Source organism: Variovorax sp. MHTC-1 (assembly GCF_003984645.1).
Classification (GTDB): Bacteria; Pseudomonadota; Gammaproteobacteria; order Burkholderiales; family Burkholderiaceae_C; genus Variovorax.
This window is the reverse complement of record NZ_RWKI01000009.1, coordinates 209,835-230,139: the sequence shown is the minus strand read 5'-3', so window position 1 is coordinate 230,139 and position 20,305 is coordinate 209,835. Positions and strand designations below refer to the sequence as shown.

At 66.0% G+C, this 20,305-nt stretch carries 19 protein-coding genes; 10 read left to right on the top strand and 9 right to left on the bottom strand.

Annotated elements, in window-relative coordinates; genetic code table 11:
- Positions 1 to 11: 11 nt before the first annotated feature.
- Complete coding sequence (gene flgM / locus EJI01_RS17555; protein WP_126838417.1) at positions 12 to 308, top strand: flagellar biosynthesis anti-sigma factor FlgM; 297 nt, start codon at positions 12 to 14, stop codon at positions 306 to 308.
- A gap of 5 nt (positions 309 to 313) precedes the next feature.
- Positions 314 to 763, top strand: coding sequence for a flagella synthesis protein FlgN (locus EJI01_RS17550; protein ID WP_260602499.1), 450 nt, complete (start codon positions 314 to 316; stop codon positions 761 to 763).
- 15 nt (positions 764 to 778) lie between these two features.
- On the opposite strand, the gene EJI01_RS17545 is transcribed toward EJI01_RS17550, so the two are convergent.
- From EJI01_RS17545 to EJI01_RS17530, 4 genes are all read right to left on the bottom strand, one after another.
- Positions 779 to 1,921, bottom strand: coding sequence for a zinc-binding dehydrogenase (locus tag EJI01_RS17545; protein WP_126838416.1), 1,143 nt, complete (start codon positions 1,919 to 1,921; stop codon positions 779 to 781).
- A 78-nt stretch (positions 1,922 to 1,999) separates the two neighbouring features.
- Positions 2,000 to 2,923 carry a dimethyl sulfoxide reductase anchor subunit family protein gene (locus tag EJI01_RS17540; protein ID WP_126838415.1) on the bottom strand — a complete coding sequence of 308 codons (924 nt, stop codon included), beginning with the start codon at positions 2,921 to 2,923 and terminating at the stop codon, positions 2,000 to 2,002.
- A complete protein-coding gene (locus EJI01_RS17535) occupies positions 2,920 to 3,633 on the bottom strand; it encodes a 4Fe-4S dicluster domain-containing protein (RefSeq protein ID WP_312846064.1) in 714 nt (237 codons plus the stop codon). Before EJI01_RS17535 ends, EJI01_RS17540 begins: the two co-directional genes overlap by 4 nt.
- A gap of 104 nt (positions 3,634 to 3,737) precedes the next feature.
- Positions 3,738 to 6,653: a molybdopterin oxidoreductase family protein gene (locus EJI01_RS17530; RefSeq protein WP_126838413.1), complete on the bottom strand. Its 2,916-nt coding sequence runs from the start codon at positions 6,651 to 6,653 to the stop codon at positions 3,738 to 3,740.
- Positions 6,654 to 6,753: 100 nt separating this feature from the next.
- On the opposite strand from EJI01_RS17530, the gene EJI01_RS17525 reads away from it, so the two are divergent.
- On the top strand, positions 6,754 to 7,677 hold the full coding sequence (locus tag EJI01_RS17525; protein ID WP_126838412.1) for a LysR family transcriptional regulator: 924 nt from the start codon (positions 6,754 to 6,756) through the stop codon (positions 7,675 to 7,677).
- Here EJI01_RS17525 and EJI01_RS17520 read toward each other — a convergent pair.
- Positions 7,674 to 8,444, bottom strand: a complete 771-nt coding sequence (locus EJI01_RS17520) for a GntR family transcriptional regulator (protein WP_126838411.1) — start codon at positions 8,442 to 8,444, stop codon at positions 7,674 to 7,676. The genes EJI01_RS17525 and EJI01_RS17520 overlap by 4 nt on opposite strands.
- Before the next feature lie 122 nt (positions 8,445 to 8,566).
- Between EJI01_RS17520 and EJI01_RS17515 the strand changes: the two genes are divergently transcribed.
- The 7 genes from EJI01_RS17515 (at position 8,567) to EJI01_RS17485 (ending at position 15,786) form a co-directional block, all read left to right on the top strand.
- A complete protein-coding gene (locus tag EJI01_RS17515) occupies positions 8,567 to 8,848 on the top strand; it encodes a UxaA family hydrolase (protein WP_126838410.1) in 282 nt (93 codons plus the stop codon).
- Between the two features lie 47 nt (positions 8,849 to 8,895).
- Entirely contained in the window at positions 8,896 to 10,071 is a 1,176-nt protein-coding gene (locus EJI01_RS17510) for a UxaA family hydrolase (protein WP_126838409.1), read from the top strand.
- 16 nt (positions 10,072 to 10,087) lie between these two features.
- The gene (locus tag EJI01_RS17505) at positions 10,088 to 11,014 is read left to right on the top strand and encodes a hydroxyacid dehydrogenase (RefSeq protein ID WP_126838408.1); all 927 of its coding nucleotides are present in this window, start codon (positions 10,088 to 10,090) and stop codon (positions 11,012 to 11,014) included.
- Positions 11,014 to 12,021, top strand: a complete 1,008-nt coding sequence (locus tag EJI01_RS17500; RefSeq protein WP_126838407.1) for an Ldh family oxidoreductase — start codon at positions 11,014 to 11,016, stop codon at positions 12,019 to 12,021. The genes EJI01_RS17505 and EJI01_RS17500 overlap by 1 nt, the downstream gene beginning before the upstream one ends.
- Positions 12,022 to 12,051: 30 nt before the next feature.
- Positions 12,052 to 13,032, top strand: a complete 981-nt coding sequence (locus EJI01_RS17495) for a Bug family tripartite tricarboxylate transporter substrate binding protein (RefSeq protein WP_126838437.1) — start codon at positions 12,052 to 12,054, stop codon at positions 13,030 to 13,032.
- Positions 13,033 to 13,490: 458 nt separating this feature from the next.
- A complete protein-coding gene (locus EJI01_RS17490; protein WP_260602498.1) occupies positions 13,491 to 15,089 on the top strand; it encodes a sensor histidine kinase in 1,599 nt (532 codons plus the stop codon).
- Between the two features lie 10 nt (positions 15,090 to 15,099).
- Positions 15,100 to 15,786 (top strand): response regulator, encoded by a 687-nt coding sequence (locus EJI01_RS17485; RefSeq protein ID WP_260602494.1) that lies wholly within the window; start codon positions 15,100 to 15,102, stop codon positions 15,784 to 15,786.
- A 19-nt stretch (positions 15,787 to 15,805) separates the two neighbouring features.
- Here the strand turns inward: EJI01_RS17485 and EJI01_RS17480 are convergent, their stop codons facing one another.
- Genes EJI01_RS17480 through EJI01_RS17465 form a run of 4 tightly spaced genes read right to left on the bottom strand, consistent with a single transcriptional unit; the run spans position 15,806 to position 20,292 of the window.
- Positions 15,806 to 16,714: a type II secretion system F family protein gene (locus tag EJI01_RS17480; protein WP_126838405.1), complete on the bottom strand. Its 909-nt coding sequence runs from the start codon at positions 16,712 to 16,714 to the stop codon at positions 15,806 to 15,808.
- Between the two features lie 12 nt (positions 16,715 to 16,726).
- A complete protein-coding gene (locus EJI01_RS17475) occupies positions 16,727 to 17,719 on the bottom strand; it encodes a type II secretion system F family protein (protein WP_126838404.1) in 993 nt (330 codons plus the stop codon).
- Positions 17,720 to 17,730: 11 nt separating this feature from the next.
- Positions 17,731 to 19,104: a CpaF family protein gene (locus EJI01_RS17470; RefSeq protein WP_126838403.1), complete on the bottom strand. Its 1,374-nt coding sequence runs from the start codon at positions 19,102 to 19,104 to the stop codon at positions 17,731 to 17,733.
- A gap of 36 nt (positions 19,105 to 19,140) precedes the next feature.
- Positions 19,141 to 20,292: a CpaE family protein gene (locus tag EJI01_RS17465; RefSeq protein WP_126838402.1), complete on the bottom strand. Its 1,152-nt coding sequence runs from the start codon at positions 20,290 to 20,292 to the stop codon at positions 19,141 to 19,143.
- Positions 20,293 to 20,305 lie beyond the last annotated feature (13 nt).

Genomic DNA, 20,305 nt, shown 5'->3' with positions numbered 1-20,305 from the left:
GAGGAACCATCTTGAAAATCGATCCATCCGCCCCCTCGGCCACCCCGCTCTCCCGCACCGCCAAGGGCGGCAAGGCCCTGCCGGCCATCGGCGCCGATGCTGCCGAAGGCGCCAAGGAATCGGTGCAGCTTTCCACCGGCCAGGTCCATTCGCTGCCGAGCTCGCCCAGCACCGACTTCGATGCCGCGCGCGTCGCCTCGATCCGCGAGGACATCCGTGCCGGCCGCTACGAGATTCATCCCGAGCGGATTGCCAAGGGCCTGCTGGCCAGCGTGCGCGACCTGCTCGGCGCCAAGAAAGACCTGTGAACGTGATGCTGCTGCCCCATCTGCTGGCCGAGAAGTCCTGCGTCGAAGAATTCCTTGCGGTGCTGGACCTGGAGGCGCAGGCCATGAAGAACAAACTCTTCGCCGACCTCGGTGCGCTCACCGAACGGAAGGCCGCCCTGCTCGACCGCATGGCCGCGCTCGACCAGGCGCGCGAATCGGCGCAGGTGGCACTGGGTTTCGAGCCCGGCCGCGCCGGCGCCGATGAAGCCGCAGCCGCCGCCGGCGACGCATCGCAAGAGGCCTGGACGGCGCTGCTGGAACTTGCAGACCGCGCCAAGGCCGGCAACCGCCGGATCGGGTCGATGGTCTACGGCCATCTCGATTTCACCCAGAACGCGCTCGACTATCTGCAGGCGAGCGCGCAGCCCTTCTACGGGCCGGACGGGATTCGCAAGGCGGCGGGCGCTTCGGGGACGCGGCTGGCGCTTGGGTAGGCTGCAGCCGGCCCCTCAGCCCCTGCTCGGATTGAGCAAATACTTCTCCCCGGTCGCATGCTTCGCATAGACCGCGATCTCCTCCAGCCGTAGCGCCTCGGACATCGACACCTCCTTGGTGTAGCGGCTCGCAAAGGTGGTCTTCAGCCCGGCCGCCACCCGCTCCTTGAGCTTCTTCGCGCCCTCCGGGCCGATCTTCTGCATAAACGGAAAGAGCAGCCAGCCGCCCATGCCCCACGCCATGCCGAAGTTGCGCACGAACTCGGTGGGCCCGCGGTCCAGGCCGCCGTAGATGTAGACCTGCTTGTGCGTGGTCGAGCCGTAGCGGCTGTATTCGGTGGCGGTCTTGTTCAAGGCCGCCTCCATGCAGCCGAGGATCTGCCCGGCCAGCTTGCCGCCGCCGATGGCGTCGAAGGCCAGCGTCGCGCCGGTGGCGACCAGCGCATCGGTCAGGTCCTGCATGAAGGTGGGCGCGCTCGCATTGCACACATGCCTGGCGCCGATGGCGCGCAGGATCTCTTCCTGCTCCTTCCTGCGCACGATGTTCACCAGGCCGATGCCGTCCTCGATGCAGATGCGGTTGAGCATCTGGCCGAGGTTGGAGGCCGCGGCCGTGTGCACCAGCGCCTTGTGGCCCTCGCGGCGCATGGTTTCGACCATGCCCAGCGCGGTGAGCGGATTGACGAAGGACGATGCGCCCTCGGCCGGCGTCGTGCCCTCGGGCAGCAGCATGCACTGGGCGACGGGGATAGAGCGGTACTGCGTGTACATCGCGCCGCCGATCATCGCGACCGTCTTGCCCAGGAGCGCCTGCGCGGCGGGCGAGGAACCCGCCGCCACCACGACGCCCGCGCCTTCGTTGCCGACGGGCATCGATGCGTCCAGGCGCGCGGCCATGCTCTTCATCGCCGCCTCGGGAACGCCGGCCGTCACCACCGGCCGCGAGGGCGTGCCCGAGGCCTTGGCCGTGGCCATGTCGGCGGTGCCGAAGAGCAGGCCGAGGTCCGAGGGATTCAGCGGCGCGGCTTCGACCCGCACCACGACTTCGTCGGGCTTCGGCTCGGGAACCGGCTCTTCGACCAGCGAGAGCTCGAGCTCGCCGCTGCGCTTGATCAGGGAACGGAGTTGCAAGGTGGTGCGGGGCGTGTCGGCGGGCATGGGCGTATCTCCATCTGGGGGCGGCCAGTATAGGAAGGCTCAGCGCCGGCTGCAGGCTGCAGGCTGCAGGCTGCAGGTTCAGGACACGACCTGGTAGTACAGGTTCTGCGGATGCCGCGCCTGCGCGAAGAAGAACCAGCGCTCGGCGACGAGGCCGGGCACCTGCACGACAAAGGCCAGCACGAAAGCCAAGGTCGATTGCGCGCCGACAGCCCACGCCAGCAGCAGCGACGGCAGCGCGAAGGCCAGCACGACAAAGCCAAGCTTCACCTGCTTCAGCGCCGCGCGGCTGGCGCCGTGGAAGAACTCGCGCGTGTTGAAGGAGCCGGCCGACATGCCCATCGACTTCTGCACCAGATTCGGTGCCTGGATGCCGGTGGCCGATTGCAAGGTCGAGCGCGGCTTCAGGGCCGCGTTGCGGCGCAGCGCCAGCGTGCGCGTGGCCCAGGCCGCGAGCGTGATCGCGAGCGCGCTGGGTCCGCTGACCTGCAGCAGGCGCTCTTCGCCCAACAGCGCGGCCAGGGCGCTTGCGAGCACCAGGCCCGACGAGAGCCCGATCAGCGTGAAGTTGACGACGGTGAGCGGCTGCGCCCATTCCTGGATGAAGCGCAGGCACGCGTAGATCATCGCAGTGCAGTACCAGAGCAGCGCCGCGACCCCGATCGCCGCCAGGGGCAAGAGCAGCGTGTCGATGCCGGCTCGAAGCGCCAGCCACCACAGCGCCACCACGGCGATGAAGGCCGGCAGCACGATCACCTCGCGCGAAAGCCAGGAGGTGCGCCACATCAGCACCGCGCGCCATGCGCGCTCGGGCCGGCCGAGGTGGCCGAAGGAGGCGCCGAGGCCGACGAGCAGCATGATCGCGGCCACGATCAGCGCGATGCTCGCGAAGCCGGGCGCAAGCGGCAGGCCGGCCAGCATGGCCAGCGCCAGCGTGACGACCAGGCCCTGCGCGGCACCGGCGATGGTGGTGAAGATGACGACCGAGAAGGCCGGGTTCATGGCGCGCCTCCCGCCACATCGGTGATGCGTCGCGGCAGGTACCGGTTGGCGGGATTGGTTTCCCACTCGGGCATCAGCGCATAGCCGCCGCGTTCGCGGATCGCCTTCGAGACCTCGGAGTCCGGGTCCTTCACGTCGCCGAACAGGCGCGCGCCGGTGGGACAGGCCTTCACGCAGGCCGGCTTGCGATCTTCCTTGGGCAGCTTCTCGTCGTAGATGCGGTCCACGCACAGCGTGCACTTGGTCATGACCTGGCGCTCCTCGTCGAGCTCGCGCGCGCCGTAGGGGCAGGCCCAGGCGCAGTACTTGCAGCCGATGCACTTGTCGTAGTCGACCAGCACGATCCCGTCCTCCTTGCGCTTGTAGCTGGCGCCGGTCGGGCACACCGGCACGCAGGGCGGGTCTTCGCAGTGCAGGCAGCTCTTCGGGAAGTGGATGGTCTCGGTGGCGGGGAAGGCGCCGGCCTCGTAGGTCTGCACGCGGTTGAAGAAGGTGCCGGTGGGGTCGGCGCCATAGGGCTTCTCGTCCGCCAGCGGCCCGGCGCTGCCGGAGGTGTTCCATTGCTTGCACGAGGTCACGCAGGCATGGCAGCCGACGCAGACGTTGAGGTCGATGACCAGCGCGAGCTGCTTGGCGAGGGTCTCGCCTTGCTCCGCGCGTACTGTATCGCTCCCTCTCCCGCGCGCGGGAGAGGGTTGGGGTGAGGGCATGCCGGCCTCGATCGCCATTGCGGCTGCTCCACCGCCGCAGCCCTCACCCCCGCCCTCTCCCCGAGGGAGAGGGAGTGAAGTCATCAAATCCTTGAGCCACTGGATCATTTCCTGCGCCCCGCAAAGTAGGTCAAGACGCTCGCCGCCTTGCCCAGCACGCCCGGCGCGGCCGGCATGCTGGCGATCTGCGGGAAAGTCTCTTCCGGTTCCTCGGGCGCGGCGGGCCGGATACGCACGCGCACGTCGTACCAGCCGGCCTGACCGGTGACCGGATCGGAGTTGCTGATGGTCTTGCCGTCGAAGGGCAGCTCTTCCGAGATCAGGTGGTTGAGCAGGAAGCCCTTGCGCGCCTCGTCGGCGCCGGGCGCGAGCTGCCACGCGCCGTCGGCCTTGCCGATCGCGTTCCAGGTCCACACGGTGCCGGGTTCCACGGCTTCGCTGTAGCGCAGCATGCAGCGCACCCTGCCCCACTGGCTCTCGACCCAGCACCAGCCGCCGTCGGCGATACCGGCGGCCTTGGCGGTGAGCGGGTTCACATGCAGGTAGTTGTGGCTGTGGATCTGGCGCAGCCACGCGTTCTGCGAATCCCACGAGTGGTACATCGCCATCGGCCGCTGCGTGATCGCGTTGAGCGGATAGGCCTCGAGGTCGGTCGCGGCTTCTTCGAGCGGCGGATACCAGAAGGGCAGCGGATCGAAGTAGGTCTCGATGCGCTCGCGCAGCGCGTCCGGCGGCTGGCGGCCGCCGCTCTTGCCCTGCGCCGCGAGGCGGAAGCTTTGCAGCGTGTCGGAATACAGCGCGAGCTGCACCGGGTCGTTCCGCTGGCGCCAGCCCTTGGTCCTAGCGAAGTCCAGGTACTCGCGGTTCCAGTTGCGCATGTAGTGCATGGTCTCCGGCATGTGGTACTGGAATACGCAGTTGTTCTCCGCGTAGGCCTCCCACTGCTTCGGATTGGGCTCGCCGCGCAGGTGATCGGTGCCGTCCTTGCCGCGCCAGCCCATCAGGAAGCCGATGCCCGGCTGCGGCTGGAAGTTGACGATGAAGTCGGGATAGCCGCTGAACTTGCGCCCGCCCTCGGGCGTGGTGAAGGCCGGAAACTTCATGCGCGAGGCGAGCTCGATCAGCACCTCCTGGAAGGGCTTGCACTGGCCGGTGGGCGGCACGACCGGCACGCGCACCGAATCCACCGGGCCGTCGAATTCCGAGATCGGCCGGTCGAGCATGCTCATCACGTCATGGCGCTCGAGGTAGGTGGTGTCGGGCAGCACCAGGTCGGCGAAGGCCACGGTCTCGCTCTGGAAGGCGTCGCACACCACGAGGAAGGGGATCATGTACTCGCCCTGCCCGTCCTTGCGATTGAGCATCTCGCGCACCGCCATCGTGTTCATGCTGGAGTTCCAGGCCATGTTGGCCATGAAGATCAGCAAGGTGTCGATGCGGTAGGGGTCGCCCTTCACCGCATTGGTGATCACGTTGTGCATGAGGCCGTGCGCGGAGAGCGGATGCTCCCACGAGAAGGCATGGTCGATGCGGATCGGCGAGCCGTCGGGGTTGATCGCCAGCTCTTCCGGGTTGGCCGGGAAGCCCAGCGGCGCGGCGTTGAGCGGCGTGTTCGGCTGGATCATCTCGGGCGCATTGAAGGCCCGGTAGTTCGGCACGATGTGGCGCGGGTACGGCGCCTTGTGCCTGAAGCCGCCGGGCGCGTCGATGGTGCCCAGCACGCTCATCAGCACTGCCAGCGCGCGCACGGTCTGGAAGCCGTTGGAATGCGCGGCGAGCCCGCGCATCGCATGGAAGGCCACCGGCCGCGCCTGCGTGGTCGGATGCTTCTTGCCCCAGGCGTCGGTCCACGGGATGGGCAGCTCGAAGGCCTGCTGGAGCGCGGTCTCGCCCATCTCGCGCGCGAGCTTGCGGATGCGCTCTGCATCGATGCCGGTGATGGCCGACGCCCACTCTGGCGTGCAGCTTGCGACGCGTTCGCGCAGCAGCTGGAAGGAAGGCGCGACGCGCGTGCCGTCGGCGAGCTGGTAGTGGCCTTCGAGCGCCGGGTCGCAGCCGTCGGCGATGCCCTCGGGATAGGCGGGCTTCACGCTGCCGGAGCTCCTGTCCCACACCAGCTTGTTGTGCGGATTGCGTCCGTCGCCCGGCGCGCCGCGCACGGGATCGAAGGCGAACAGGCCTTGCCGATCGCAGTCGTCCAGCACCACGAGCTGCGGCGCGTTGGTGAAGCGCTTCAGAAACGCATGGTCCACCAGGTCGTTCGCGATGAGCTCGTGCAGGAGCGCCATGAAGAGTGCGCCATCGGTGCCCGGCTTGATCGGAATCCATTCGTCGGCGATGGCCGAGTAGCCGGTACGCACCGGGTTGATCGAGATGAAGCGGCCGCCTGCGCGCTTGAATTTGCCGATGGCGATCTTCATCGGATTGCTGTGATGGTCCTCGGCGGTGCCGATCATCACGAACAGCTTGGCGCGATCGAGGTCCGGTCCGCCGAATTCCCAGAAGCTGCCGCCCACGGTGTAGATCATTCCCGCGGCCATGTTCACCGAGCAGAAGCCGCCGTGCGCCGCGTAGTTGGGCGTGCCGAACTGGCGCGCGAACAAGCCGGTGAGCGCCTGCATCTGGTCGCGGCCGGTGAAGAGCGCGAACTTCTTCGGATCGGTGGCGCGGATCTTCGCGAGGCGCTCGGTCAGGATGTCGAAGGCACGCGCCCAGCTGATGGGCTCGAACTCGCCGGCGCCGCGCTCGCTGCCGGCCTTGCGCAAGAGCGGCTGGGTGAGCCGCGCCGGCGAGACCTGCTTCATGATGCCCGACGAGCCCTTGGCGCAGATCACGCCCTGGTTCAGCGGATGGTTCGGGTTGCCGTCGATGTAGCGCACTTCCCCATCGCGCAGATGCACGCGGATGCCGCAGCGGCAGGCGCACATGTAGCAGGTGGTGGTTTTGACCTCGCATTCGGCCGTCGGCGTCGGCGACGCCAGCGGATCGTGGAGCGGCTCGCGCGAAAGGAAGTTGAACAAGAGCCTGACTCCTAGCGTCTGGTCACAGTCACCGTGGGAAGATTTCCGCCCCATGATAGGCTTCTGTCGTTGAACAGCAAAGCAGGTAATTCAGGTAATCATGAACGACAAAAGCGATCAGCGACTGCGCCTCACGCTGCGCCAGCTCGAGGTCTTCGCCGCCACCGCGCGCGAGGGGTCGACACGTGCCGCCGCCGGCCGGATCGCGCGCTCGCAATCGGCGGCCAGCGCGGCGCTGGCCGATCTGGAGGCCGCGCTGGGCACGCAGCTCTTCGACCGCATCGGCCGGCGCCTGGTGCTCAACGAGGACGGCCGCGCGCTGCTGGCCAAGTCGGTGTCGCTGGTCGACCAGGCGGCGGAACTGCAGTCCATGTTCTCCTCGGAACACCGGACGCCGCTGCGCATCGCGGCCAGCTTCACGACCGGCGAATACCTGCTGCCGGAGCTGGTCCTGAAATGGAAGCAGGACAGTCCGGAAGCGCGCGCGCGGCTCATCGTCGGCAACACCAGCGACGTGATCGCCGCGGTGGTCGGCTTCGATGCCGACGTCGGTTTCATCGAAGGCCGGCAGACGCATCCCGACCTGACCGTGCGCCAATGGCTCACCGACGAGATGGTGCTGGTGGCCGCGCCGACACATGCGCTGGCCGGGCGCCCGGTCGGCGTGCGCGAGCTCGCCGCCGCGGCCTGGGTGCTGCGCGAGGAAGGCTCCGGCACCCGCGAGGCCACCGAGCACTGGCTGCGCAAGCGGCTCGGCGCGCTCAACATCGAGCTCGAGCTCGGCAGCAGCCACGCCATCAAGCGCGTGGTCGCGTCGGGCGTGGGCATCGGATGCATGTCGCGCTACGCGGTGTCGGATGCGCTCCAGGACGGCTCGCTGGTCGAGCTGAAGAGCCGGCTGCCGAGGGAGTTTCGCGCGCTGTCGATGGTGTTCCATCGCGAGCGCCGGCCGGGGCTCGCGATGCAGGGTTTCATCGACTACTGCCTGAAGGCCGCCGGCCGGCGCTCGGGTAACAAGCCCTAGGCCGGCCTCGACAGCAGGTGCACGTACTCGTGCTGCGCGGTGTCGATGGTCGAGACCCGGTACTCCACCGGCTTGTCGCCGAAGGTCAGCGCGGTGCGGCGCACCACCATCACCGGCGCGCCGGGCGCGACGCCGAGCAGGCGCACGATCCCGCGGTCGGCGATCGCGGCGCGCGCATGCTCGCGCGCCCGCGTCACGGTGATGCCGAATTCGGTCTGGTAGAGGTGGTAGATCGTGCTCTTGCGTTCGCGAAAGCGCTTCTCGGTGAGGCCCTTGAAGAGCAGCGCCGGCAAGGTCAGCCGGTCGTGGATCACCGCCTTGCCCTGCAATAGCAGCCGGTTGTCGATCTGGATCGCCGGCTCGCCGGTCTTCAGGCCGAGCGCCTGCGCCGGCTCTTCCTCCATGCGGATGCGCTCGAAAGCCAGCAGTTCGACCTGCGGACGATGACGCAATCCGTCGCTGCGCTCGACGTGGAAGAACTGGAACATGAAGCGGTCGGTGTTGTGCACCGCAACGAAGGTGCCGCGCCCCTGCCGCCGCACGAGGATGTGCTCGGCCACCAGGTCGTCCGTCGCGTGGCGCAGCGTGCCGATCGAGACGCCGAGCGCAGCGGCCAGCTCGGTCTCGCTCGGCAGCGCAGCGCCTGCGGGGTACTGCCCCGATTCGATCGCGCGCAGCAGCGCGCTCTTGACCAGCCGATACAGCGGCGCATCGGTCGCATCGGCGGCGATCGGCTGGAAGGCGATGGCGGCGCTGGCTCGTTTCATCGCGCCATTGTGGATGCAGACGCTGCGCTCATCCAGGTCATCTAGATGACCCGTTTGACACTCGGAAACGTGCAGGCCGACACTGGCCGCATCGCAACTTCAGAGAAGCAGGAGACGAACAGATGATTCACTTCGTTTTGCACGACGCCAAGGACACGGTGGCCGTCGTGGTGGTCGAGGGCGTCAAGGCCGGCATGTCGCTCAGCGGCTGGATCATGGACGAGGACAAGATGACCAGCGTGGATGCGAAAGAGGACATCCCGATCGGCCACAAGGTCGCGCTGAAGGACATGAACCCCGGCGACACGGTGTGGAAGTACGGCATCGACATGGGCCGCGTGGTCGCGCCGATCAAGGCCGGCGAGCACGCCCACGTCCAGAACATCAAGACCAAGCGCTGGTAAGCGCGCGCCGTCTCCACCCACTCACGAACCGGAAAGAAACCCCCACCATGTCCGTCATTTCCAAAGACACCACCTTCCTCGGCTATCGGCGCGAGAACGGCCGCGTCGGCGTGCGCAACCACGTCATCATCCTGCCGCTGGACGACCTCTCCAACGCCGCCGCCGAAGCCGTCGCGCACAACATCAAGGGCGCGCTCGCCATCCCTCATCCCTATGGCCGGCTGCAGTTCGGCGCCGACCTCGAGCTGCACTTCCGCACGCTGATCGGCGCGGGCTGCAATCCGAACGTGGCCGCGGTGGTCGTCATCGGCATCGAGGACAGCTGGACCCAGAAGGTGGTCGACGGCATCGCGGCCACCGGCAAGCCGGTGGTCGGCTTCGGCATCGAGGGCCACGGCGACCACGACACCATCCTGCGCGCCAGCCGCGCCGCGCGCGAGTTCGTCCAGATGGCGAGCGAGAAGCAGCGCGAGCCCTGCGGCATCCACGAGCTGTGGGTGTCGACCAAGTGCGGCGAGAGCGACACCACCTCGGGCTGCGGCTCCAATCCGACGGTCGGCAACGCGTTCGACAAGCTCTACGAGACCGGCAACACGCTGGTGTTCGGCGAGACTTCCGAGATCACCGGCGGCGAGCGCATCGTGGCCGAGCGCTGCCGCACGCCGGAGGTGAAGGAGCGCTTCATGTTCATGTTCGACCGCTACCAGGACATGATCAACCGCCACAAGACCAGCGACCTCTCCGATTCGCAGCCCACCAAGGGCAACATCGCCGGCGGCCTGACGACCATCGAGGAGAAGGCGCTGGGCAACATCCAGAAGATCGGCAAGAAGTGCCTGGTCGACGGCGTGCTCGACAAGGCCGAGACGCCGACCGGCCCGGGCCTGTGGTTCATGGATTCGTCGAGCGCGGCGGCCGAAATGGTGACGCTGTGCGCGGCCTCGGGCTACGCGGTGCACTTCTTCCCCACCGGCCAGGGCAATGTGATCGGCAACCCGATCCTGCCCGTCATCAAGATCTGCGCCAACCCGCGCACCGTGCGTCTGATGAGCGAGCACGTCGACGTAGATACCTCGGGCCTGCTGCAGCGCGAGATGACGCTCGACCAGGCCGGCGACCAGCTGCTCGAATGCATGCTGCGCACCGCCAACGGCCGCCTTACCGCGGCGGAAGCGCTGGGACATCGCGAGTTCGTCCTGACCCGCCTCTACGAGTCGGCCTGAACGGCCCGCACTCATCATGGGACGAATCGTCATTGCGGAGTTCATGGACGAGGCCGCGGTCGCGGAGCTTCGCGCGCGGCACGAGGTGCTGTACGACCCGAAGCTGGTGGACGACGGCGCGCGGCTGCACCGCGAGGCAGCCTCCACCGATGCGCTCATCGTGCGCAACCGCACGCAGGTGCGCGGCGAGCTGCTCGCGGCGCTGTCGCGCTGCACGGTGGTCGGCCGCCTCGGCGTCGGGCTCGACAACATCGACGTGGCAGGCTGCGAGGCGCGCGGCATCCGCGTGATCCCGGCCACCGGCGCCAACGCGCTGAGCGTGGCCGAGTACGTGATCGCCAGCGCGATGCTGCTGCTGCGCGGCGCCTACGGCTCGACGGCGGCCGTGGCCTCGGGCTGCTGGCCGCGCGCGGCGCTCTCGAACGGCCGCGAGTTCGCCGGCAAGACGCTGGGCCTGGTCGGCTTCGGCTCCATCGGCCAGCTGACGGCCTGTCTCGCCGGCACGCTCGGCGTGCGCACCATCGCCTTCGACGCGATGCTGGGCGCCGACCATCCGGCCTTCGTGCAGGCCGGCACGCAGCACGTCGGGCTCGACGCGCTGACGGCCCAAGCCGACGTGGTCAGCCTGCACCTTCCGCTGGCGGACTCCACGCGCAATCTCTTCGACGCGGCGCGCATCGCGGCGATGAAGCCCGGCGCGGTGCTGATCAACACCTCGCGCGGCGGCATCGTCGACGAGGCCGCGGTCGCGGCGGCGCTGCGCGAAGGCCGCCTGGGCGGCGCAGCGCTCGACGTGTTCGATGCCGAGCCGCTGGCGGCTGCGCCGCATTTCGAGGACTGCCCCAATCTGCTGCTCACGCCGCACATCGCGGGCGTGACGGCCGAGTCGAACGAGCGCGTGAGCAGCCTGGTCGCGCGCAAGGTGCTGGAGGCCTTGCACTGATGGCCGCGCTCGGCCTGCAACAGGCGCGCGAGGCCGTCGCCCGGGCGCTGCGCGCCGCCGGCGCCAACGAGACCATGGCCGACGCGACCGCGCGCGCGCTGGTGCTGGCCGAGGCCCAGGGCCTGGGCTCCCATGGTCTCAGCCGCGTTGCGCAGTACGCCACGCACCTGCGCAACGGCCGCGTGAACGGCGATGCGCTGCCCACGCAGCGCCGTGCCAAGGGCGGCGCGGTCTTGATCGATGCACACGAAGGTCTGGCCTTCGCGGCCTGCGAGATGGCGATCGAGGAAGCGATCCGGCGCGCCCGCGAATTCGGCATCAGCATCGCCGGCGTGGCCGACAGCCACCACTGCGGCGTGGTCGTCGACCACCTGCGTGCGGTCGCCGAGGCCGGCATGGTCGGCCTCGGCTTCGCCAACTCGCCGGCCGCAATGCCGGCCGCCGGCGGACGGCATCCGATCTTCGGCACCAATCCGGTGGCTGCCGTCTTCCCGCGCCGCGACGCGGCGCCGCTGATGATCGACCTGAGCCTGTCGGAAGTGGCGCGCGGCAAGCTCATGGTCGCGGCCAAGCAGGGGCAATCCATTCCGCCCGGCTGGGCGCTCGACCGCAGCGGCCAGCCCACGACCGACCCGAAGGCCGGCCTCGAAGGCTCGATGCTTCCGATCGGCGCCGCCAGCAGCCCCAAGGGCGCGATGCTGGCGCTGGTGGTGGAGCTGCTGGTCACGGCGCTGATCGGCGCGCAGTTCGGCTTCGAGGCTTCGAGCTTCTTCGAGGATGAGGGCAACCGGCCGCGCATCGGCCAGGCCTTCATCGTCATCGATCCCGGCGCGCTGGCCGGCTCGGCAAGCTACCTCGACCGCATCGAAGTGCTGGTGGCCGAGATGCTGCGCGACGACGGCGTGCGGCTGCCCGGCGCCCGGCGCGAAGCGCTGCGCCGGCGCGCCGAGGCAGAAGGCATCGAGGTGCCGGACGCGCTGCTCGCGCAGTGGCAGGCCCGGCCCTGAAGACACACAACAGAAGGAGACAACGCGATGATCCAGAGACGTGAAGTGATGCAGGGCGCCGCGGCGCTGGCCGCGGCGGGCGCGCTGGCGCCGGTGGCATGGGCCCAGGGCGGCGACTACCCGAAGCCGGACGCGACGATCCGCTACGTGGTGCCCTTCCCGCCCGGCGGCTTGACGGATGCGATGGCGCGGCAGATCGGCCAGCAGCTCGGCGAGCGCTGGAAGGTCAGCGTGGTGGTCGACAACCGGCCCGGCGGCAACGGCCAGATCGGCGCCGACGTGGTCGCGAAGGCCGCGCCCGATGGCAACACGCTGCTGGCGATCACGCTGACTCACGCGGCCAACGTGACGCTGTTCCCGAAGTCGCCCTTCAGTTTCCAGAAAGACCTGCGGCCCGTCGCGCTGATCGCCGGCAGCCCGATGCTGATCGTGGTGCCGGCCGCGAGCCCGATCAAGGATCTCAAGGAACTGATGGCAGAGGCGAAGACGCGCAAGCTCAATGCCGGCTCCAGCGGCAACGGCACGCCGCCGCACCTGACGCTCGCGCTCTTCAACGACCTGAACAAGTCGAGCATCCAGCACGTGCCCTACAAGGGCGGCGCACCCTCGATGACCGACCTGATCGGGGGCCAGCTGGACGTCGTCTTCTCGAACTTCCCGGAGTCGGTCGCGCACGTGAAGGGCGGCAAGCTGCGCGCGCTCGCCATCGCCAGCAAGGCGCGCTATCCGTCGCTGCCCGAGGTGCCGACGACCGCCGAAGCCGGCATGCCCACGCTGCTGGTGGAGAACTGGACCGGCATGATGGCGCCGGCCGGCATGCCCGACGCGGCGGTGCAGAAGCTGGGCGCCGAAGTGGTGAAGATCGTCACCCAGCCCGAGATGGAGGAGCGCATGCGGCAGCAGGGTTTCAGCGCCGATGCGCGCGCGCCGGATCGCTTCGCCGCCTTCCTCAACGAGGAGATCGCGCGCTGGGCGCACGTCATCAAGACGGCGGACATCCAGCCGAGTTGAGCCCGCGGCGTCCAGCAGGAGGTCGGCTTCGCCGCTGACGCCGGGCGCCATCTTCTCGATGCGCGCGGCTTCGGCCGAGATCACGTAGCCGAAGCCTAAGGGCCCCTTCGACCCGCGCGCCGGGCCATGCGCTCGCGCGCGCCAGCGCTACCAGCGCCCGCGCATCGATGCCCCGCGCTGCTGGCGGGCGCTACAGCCGTCGAGGTCGCGCCGGCGCGTGACTTCCTTCGCGGAAAAGGCTGACAAATCGTTTCCTAGGTATTCCATTGTTAACCTAAGTAGTAACATGTGACATCTTCACATCCGCGCTCCCGTGCGCGGAAATCGACTGCTGACCCCCACCGATCACGGTCCGTGGGAGGAGGAAACGCCCGATGCTGGTGCACAGGCTGGACAGGAAAAACGAGTTGGATACGAGCCTTGCTGCCGACGCCGCAGATGCGCGAATGGTGGCCAGGATGCGGCTCGTGCTGTCCGTCTCCGCCCTGCTCGCGATTTTTGTCGATCCTTCGGGCTTGAGGGGCATCGGCGGCTTCACCTGGCTGCTGTTTTCCGGCTACATCCTGCACAGTTTTGCCGTCTATCTCTATGCGCAGCTCGACGCCCCGTTCTCGCAGAGCAAGCTAGTTCACTGGCTGGATGTCTTCTGGTATGCGTTGATCGTTCTGTTCACGGACGGAATCCACAGCTTTTTCTTCCTGTTCTTCTTCTTCGCCATCCTCACCTCGTCCTTCCGCTGGGGCTTCGACGAGGGCGCACGCGTCACCCTCGCTTCGGTGGCCTTGTTCGCCGCCTGTGGGCTGGGATCGACGACCGAGGAGGATCTCCCCCGCCTGCTGCTGCGCGCCACTTTCCTGCTTGCACTCGGCTACATGAGCATCCACTGGGGCGGCTCCAAGGTCGAACTGAAGCGGCGGCTCGCCCTTCTGCGCGACGTCAGCCGCGTGTCGAACCCGCGCTTCGGCGTCGATCACACCGTCACCAGCGTACTGGAGAAGACGCAGATGTTCTTCCACGGAAGCTGCTGCCTGCTGATCGTTCGGGACAAGGAGTCCGGCGCCTATTTCCTGCGCACTGCCAGGGAGGGCGACGCGAAGCGTTCGATCAATGCAGAACGAATCGGCGCGGACGCGGCGGCGCCTCTGGTGGCGCTCCCGCAAGACCGCATCGTGGCCTACAACGGCCCGCTCTGGCCCGCTTGGCCCTTCACCGGCGCCGCGGCGTACGACAGCGCGAGGGGAAGATGGAGCAAGCACGAGGAAGCGGCCTGCCGCAGCCTGGCCGAGCTTCTGGATGCGCGCTCGTTCATCAGCGCGCCGGTGTCGCTTCGAAAGAGCGAAGGCCGCATCTTCCTGTTCTCGCGCGAAGCTGCGTTCAGAAAGACCGATGCGCTTTTCCTGAGCCATATCGCTGCCCAGGCGTTTCCGGTGATCGAGAACATCGAACTGCTGGACCGGATGGCCTCGGACGCCGCTTCGCAGGAGCGCCAGAAGATCGCGCTGGACCTCCACGACACGGCCATCCAGCCCTACATCGGATTGAAGATGGGCCTCAGTGCCCTGCGCAACAAGGCCGCTGCCGACAACCCGCTGATCGAGGATCTCGACAAGCTGGCGGACATGGCCGCCAAGGTCATCGGCGATCTGCGCCGCTATGCCGGCACGGTCAAGAACGGGCTGGACAAGACGGAAGAGGTTCTTCTCATGGTCCTGCGCCAGCAGGCAGCGCAGGCCAGGGATTTCTACGGGATCGACATCGCCGTCTGCGTGCAAGGCGAGCTCAGCGTGAGCGATCGGCTGACCGCAGAGATATTGCAGATCGTGCGCGAGGGCTTGAGCAACATCTGCAAGCACACCTTCGCGCACCACGGCGCCGTCAGGCTGGAATGCGTGGACGGCTTGCTCAGGATCCAGATCGAGAACGAATGCGATGGATCGCAGCCGGTCGCATTCCAGCCGAGGTCGATCACCGAACGCGCGACCGCGCTCGGTGGCAACGCCCAAGTCAAGCAGACAACGAACGGCGGCACCTCCGTGCACGTCGAGATACCCATCTAGGAGGTGGAACATGCAGCCAGTTGAAAAGCCCATCGGCGTGATGCTTGTCGACGATCACCAGACGATGCTGTGGGGATTGTCCAGGTTGATCGACGGCGAGAAACCGCGAATGCAGGTGGTCGGGACGGCAAGAAACTGCGAAGAAGCGCTCGAGCAGGTCGACCAGGTGGTGCCCGACGTCATCCTGCTGGACCTCGATCTGGGCGGCAAATGCGCGCTGGACATTCTCCCGGGCCTGCTGTCCAACTCGGTCTCCCGCGTATTGATCCTGACCGGCGAGCGCCAGCAGAAAAACCTCGATCTGGCGGTCTTCGGCGGTGCCCGAGGCGTGCTGCGCAAGGACGCGGCCGCGGAACAAGTGCTCCAGGCGATCGAAAGAATGCACAAGGGCGAACTGTGCGTCGACAACGAAACGATGGGCCGCGTCTTCTCGGAGTTCGTCGACGCGAAGCGCACGCACAAGATCGACCCGGAGGCGGAGAAGCAGGCGGCACTGACCTGCAAGGAACGCAAGATCATCCACACCGTGGTCGACGGCAACGGCGCATCGAACAAGGCGCTGGCCGAACGGTTGTTCATCACCGAGCACACCTTGCGCAACCACCTGACGTCGATCTACCAGAAGCTGGGGGTGAGCAATCGGCTGGAGCTGTATGTGTATGCCGTGAAGCACCAGTTGGACAAGCTGCCGTCCTGAGGGCAGCGCCGCCTTTCTGTCATTGTCCGCCGAACATGGGGCCAAGGGTTCGGATGATCTGAATGGCGGCCGGGCCGAGGATCACCATCAGGATCGACGGGAATATGCACAAGACCAGCGGAATGAGCATCTTGGTCGGAATCTTGGCGGCTATCTCCTCCGCACGCACCTGCCTTTTGTGCCGCAGATCATCGGAAAAGACCCGAAGCGATTCGCCGATGCTCGTTCCGAACTTGTCGGCCTGGGTCAGCATGGTGGCAAAGATGCCGATTTCCTCGACGCCCGTGCGCATGGCCAGATTGCGCAGCGATTTCTCGCGCGTTCCGCCAGCCCGCATCTCGAGGTTCGTCCAGTGGAGTTCTTCCGCCAGGGCGATGCTTTTCATCCTGATTTCATCCGTGACCTTCACCAGGCCGGCATCGAGCCCCAGGCCTGCCTCGACGCAAACCAGCATCAAGTCGGCAGCGTCGGGAAAGCTCTCGAAGATCTCCCGCTTCCGGCTTCTCGTCATCAGGTACAGGACGAAATTCGGCAGATAGCAGCCGATCAATGCTCCCACGGCGAGGTACATCACCATCGTCAAGCCTGTCGTCTGATTCGACGCTCTCAGGGCAATAAAGGCCAGTCCTGCAAGAGCAAGCGGCAGCAATGTCTTGGAGCCGAAGAAGATCAGGTGCGCATCAGGGTGCCGGATACCTGCATTGAGAAACTTGACGCGCAGCGGCGATGCCTCGCCATCGATCGGCGGCGCCGAAAGCTGAGCGAAGGGACCGACGATTTTCACCACCGATTCCGTCCACTGCGACTTGCCTGTCGGATTGGACATGGCCTGCAGCCGCTGTTCTGTCTTGCTGGGGTTCAGCCAGAGGAACACCCCGCCGAGTGTCAAGACTACGGCGAAGAAGATAAGCGCGGGAAATAGCATCATTTTCGTTCTCCTCTATACCCGGATCTTGATGATTTTTCTGAGAATCAAGACGCCGAAAGCCATCAAGATGAGCATGTACTTGATGATGGCAATGCCGATCGGGTCCTTCCACAAGGGTGACATGAAGGACGGATTCACCAGGTTCATCACCCCCGCCAGCGCGAATGGCATCGAACCGACGATCCAGGCGGACAGCCGCCCCTCCGACGACAAGACCCTGACCTTCCCATACAGCTTCAGGCGCTCGCGAACCAGACGGCTCAGGTTGCCCAGCACCTCGGTGAGGTTGCCGCCGGAGTCGCGCTGGACCAGTACCGCCACGACGAAGTAACGCAAGTCGGTGAGCGGGACTCTTTCGCTCAGGTTGGTCAGCGCCTGCTGCAGCGACACCCCGAAATTGACTTCGTCGCTGACGATGCGGAATTCATTGGCAATGGGCTCCGCCATTTCTTCGCCGATCATTTGCAGGCCGGACGCAAACGAATGCCCGGACCGCAATGCCCGAGTCACCAGGTCGAGCGCATCGGGCAATTGCCGCTCGAGCTTGTCCAGCCGCCCGCTTCGCTTGTGCTGCAGATAAAGCAGCGGCAGCGCTGCCAGTGCTGCAGCTGCCGCAGCGCTCATCAAAATGGGTTGACGAGCCACGCCGGTCATCAGGACGAGGCCGATCACACCGAATCCTGCGCATGAGAGCAGCAGCTTCGAGACTGTCCAGTTCAGACCGGACTGGAGGATGAATTTGTCGAGGCTGTGCGCTCTCGGAATACTGAACAGGAGCCGCTGGAAAGCCGGCACCTCGCTCAGCATGCGCTCCTTCAGCAACTGGGCCTGGGCGGTTGCGTCATGAGAGGCCGACAGCGCCTGCAGTCGCTTTTCGAGCTTCTTGGCCTCGGGCCCTTTGTACGACTTCCAGATCAGATACAGGGCTTCCAGAAGAAGAAGCACGGCCACGAAAACCAGAACTGCAACGACCAGGAAGGCATTGCCGCCGATGTCTTTCCACATGATCGACTCCTTTACTCGTAGCGCTTGGTCGGATCGAACATGGCGTCCGGCAGCAGGACACCGAACGACCGCAAGCGCTCGGCGAATTTCGGCCGGACGCCGGTCGCCTGGAAATATCCCTGCACTTCGCCCTCGGCTCCCACGCCGGTTTGCCTGAACGCGAAGATTTCCTGCATGGTGATGACTTCGCCTTCCATGCCGGTGATCTCCTGGATGCTGGTGATCTTTCGCTTTCCATCGATCAGTCTCAGCCCCTGGATCACGACCGTAATAGCGGAAGCGATCTGCTGCCGCGCCGCGTGGTGCGGCAGATTGAGATTGGCCATCCCGATCATGTTTTCCAGCCTGGACAGAGCGTCCCGCGGCGTATTGGCGTGGATCGTCGTCAGCGAGCCTTCATGACCGGTGTTCATGGCCTGCAGCATGTCGACCGCTTCGGCGCCGCGAACCTCGCCGATCACGATGCGGTCGGGCCGCATGCGCAACGCGTTGCGCACCAGGGCACGCTGCGTGATCTCGCCCTTGCCCTCGATGTTCATGGGCCGCGTTTCCATGCGCACCACGTGAGGCTGCTGCATCTGCAGCTCGGCCGCGTCCTCGATGGTGACGATGCGCTCCGATTCCGGGATGTAGCCGGACAGGATGTTCAGCAATGTCGTCTTGCCTGCACCGGTTCCACCCGAGATGATCATGTTGACCTTGGCTTTGCTCAGTCCTTCCAGCATGAAGGCCATCTGCGGCGTCAGGCTCTTCAGGTCATTGACCAGGTTCTCCATCTTCAGGGGAATATGAGCGAAACGGCGAATGGACATCATCGGCCCGTCGAGCGCCACGGGTGGAATGACTGCGTTGACGCGGGAGCCGTCGGGCAGGCGCGCGTCGACCATCGGGCTCGACTCGTCGATCCGCCGCCCCACCAGCGACACAATCTTGTCGATGATCCGCAGCAGATGCTTCTCGTCGGTGAAAGTGACGTTGGTGAGCTCCAGCTTCCCCTTGCGCTCGACGTAGATCTGCTCGTGGGAATTGACAAGGATGTCGGACACAGTGGGGTCGGCCATCAGCAATTCGATCGGGCCGAAGCCCAGCATCTCATGCTGGATGTCTCGAATGAGAGTGCGCCGTTCGACCTCATTGAGCGCTTCCTGCTCTTCAAGCAGCAAGCGTCCGACCATGGCAGAAATCTCTTGCCGCAAGACCTCGGGTGCCAAAGTCTCCAGCGCCGCCAGGTCGAACTTCTCGAGCAGCTTCAGGTGCATCCTGCCCTTCAGCGATTTGTAGGAATCGGTGGCAACCGGATTCCTGAGGACATCGACCGTTGGCTGAACGTGCGGGCGCAGGATGGGCTCTATCGCGACAGCGTCAAGTTTTTCTCGAAATGACATGGGGTACCTGCCTTGTGGATTGCAGAGAGAAGACGGTTAGGCTTTCCGAAAGAGACGGGCGAAGAAGCTGCTGTTCTGCTCTTGCCGCGGAGCCAGCGCCAGCGCCAGATCAGCTAGGCTTTTACTGACAGGGTTGGTGCGCGAGATTTCCACCAGGGGGACACCGCGGTTGATCGAGTTGTTCACTTCTTTGTAGGAGTCCGGGATCGTGAGCAGCGCGACGGAGCCCAGCGAACGCCGCATGTCGCTGATGCCGATCTCGCCCGTTTTTTCGAAGCGATTGACGATCAGCTCGGTCTTGGTTGCCGGATAGCCCAGCGACTTGAACACCGCCAGCAACTTGCCTGCGTTTCGAATGGATGGCAGCCCCGCCTGCAGCACGGGATATATCCGCTGGGCACGATCCAGTGCCCTGATCGCCAGCGTGTTCAGATTTCGATCGAGATCCAGCAGCACGAAGTCGTACAAGGTCACGGCCAGGGCGAGGATGGCGTCCACATGTTCCGCCTTGACCTCCATGGCTTTGGACATGTCCTCCGGCGCGGCCAGGATGCTGAAGTTGGGCGCGACCTTGACTGTGCTTGCCACCAGGAAGGAGGCGTCCAGCCTGCTGATGTCGTGCGCGACATCAGCCACCGTGGAAGCGGGCTTGCCATCGCTGACGAAGGACAGGGCGTCGCCGAACTGCAGATTCAGATCGATCAGCAGCACCGAACTGGTTTCTGCCAGCTGGTAGCCGAGGTTCGTTGCCAGGAAGGTCGCACCGCTGCCGCCTTTGCAGGGCATGAATGCAAGCACCTTGCCGGCCGTGGCGCCGTGAAGCCCCACGAGCTTGGCCGCCATGCGGTTCACCGCGGCCTCCAGAGCGGCCGGCGTGGCCGGCGAAGGGAGCACTTCCCGCACGCCGGCGCGCATGGAATTGATCAGGAATTCCGGCGTCTGGCTGGCACAAAGCAGGATCACGGCCACTTTCGGGTGGTGCGTGGTGACGTATTCGACCAGCGCCAGTTCATTGGGATCGCAGCACATGCCATCCACCACCATCAGATCCGGCTGCTCCTGTTCGGCAACCTGGCGCATTTTGCTTTTGCCGCCGTCGAACAGCACCACGGTGTGCGAGTGAGTCTCGAGCACCCGGCTCATTTCCTGAAGATGATTCTTGCTGGGAGAAATAAGGGCGATTTTCATTTTGTCCATCCAT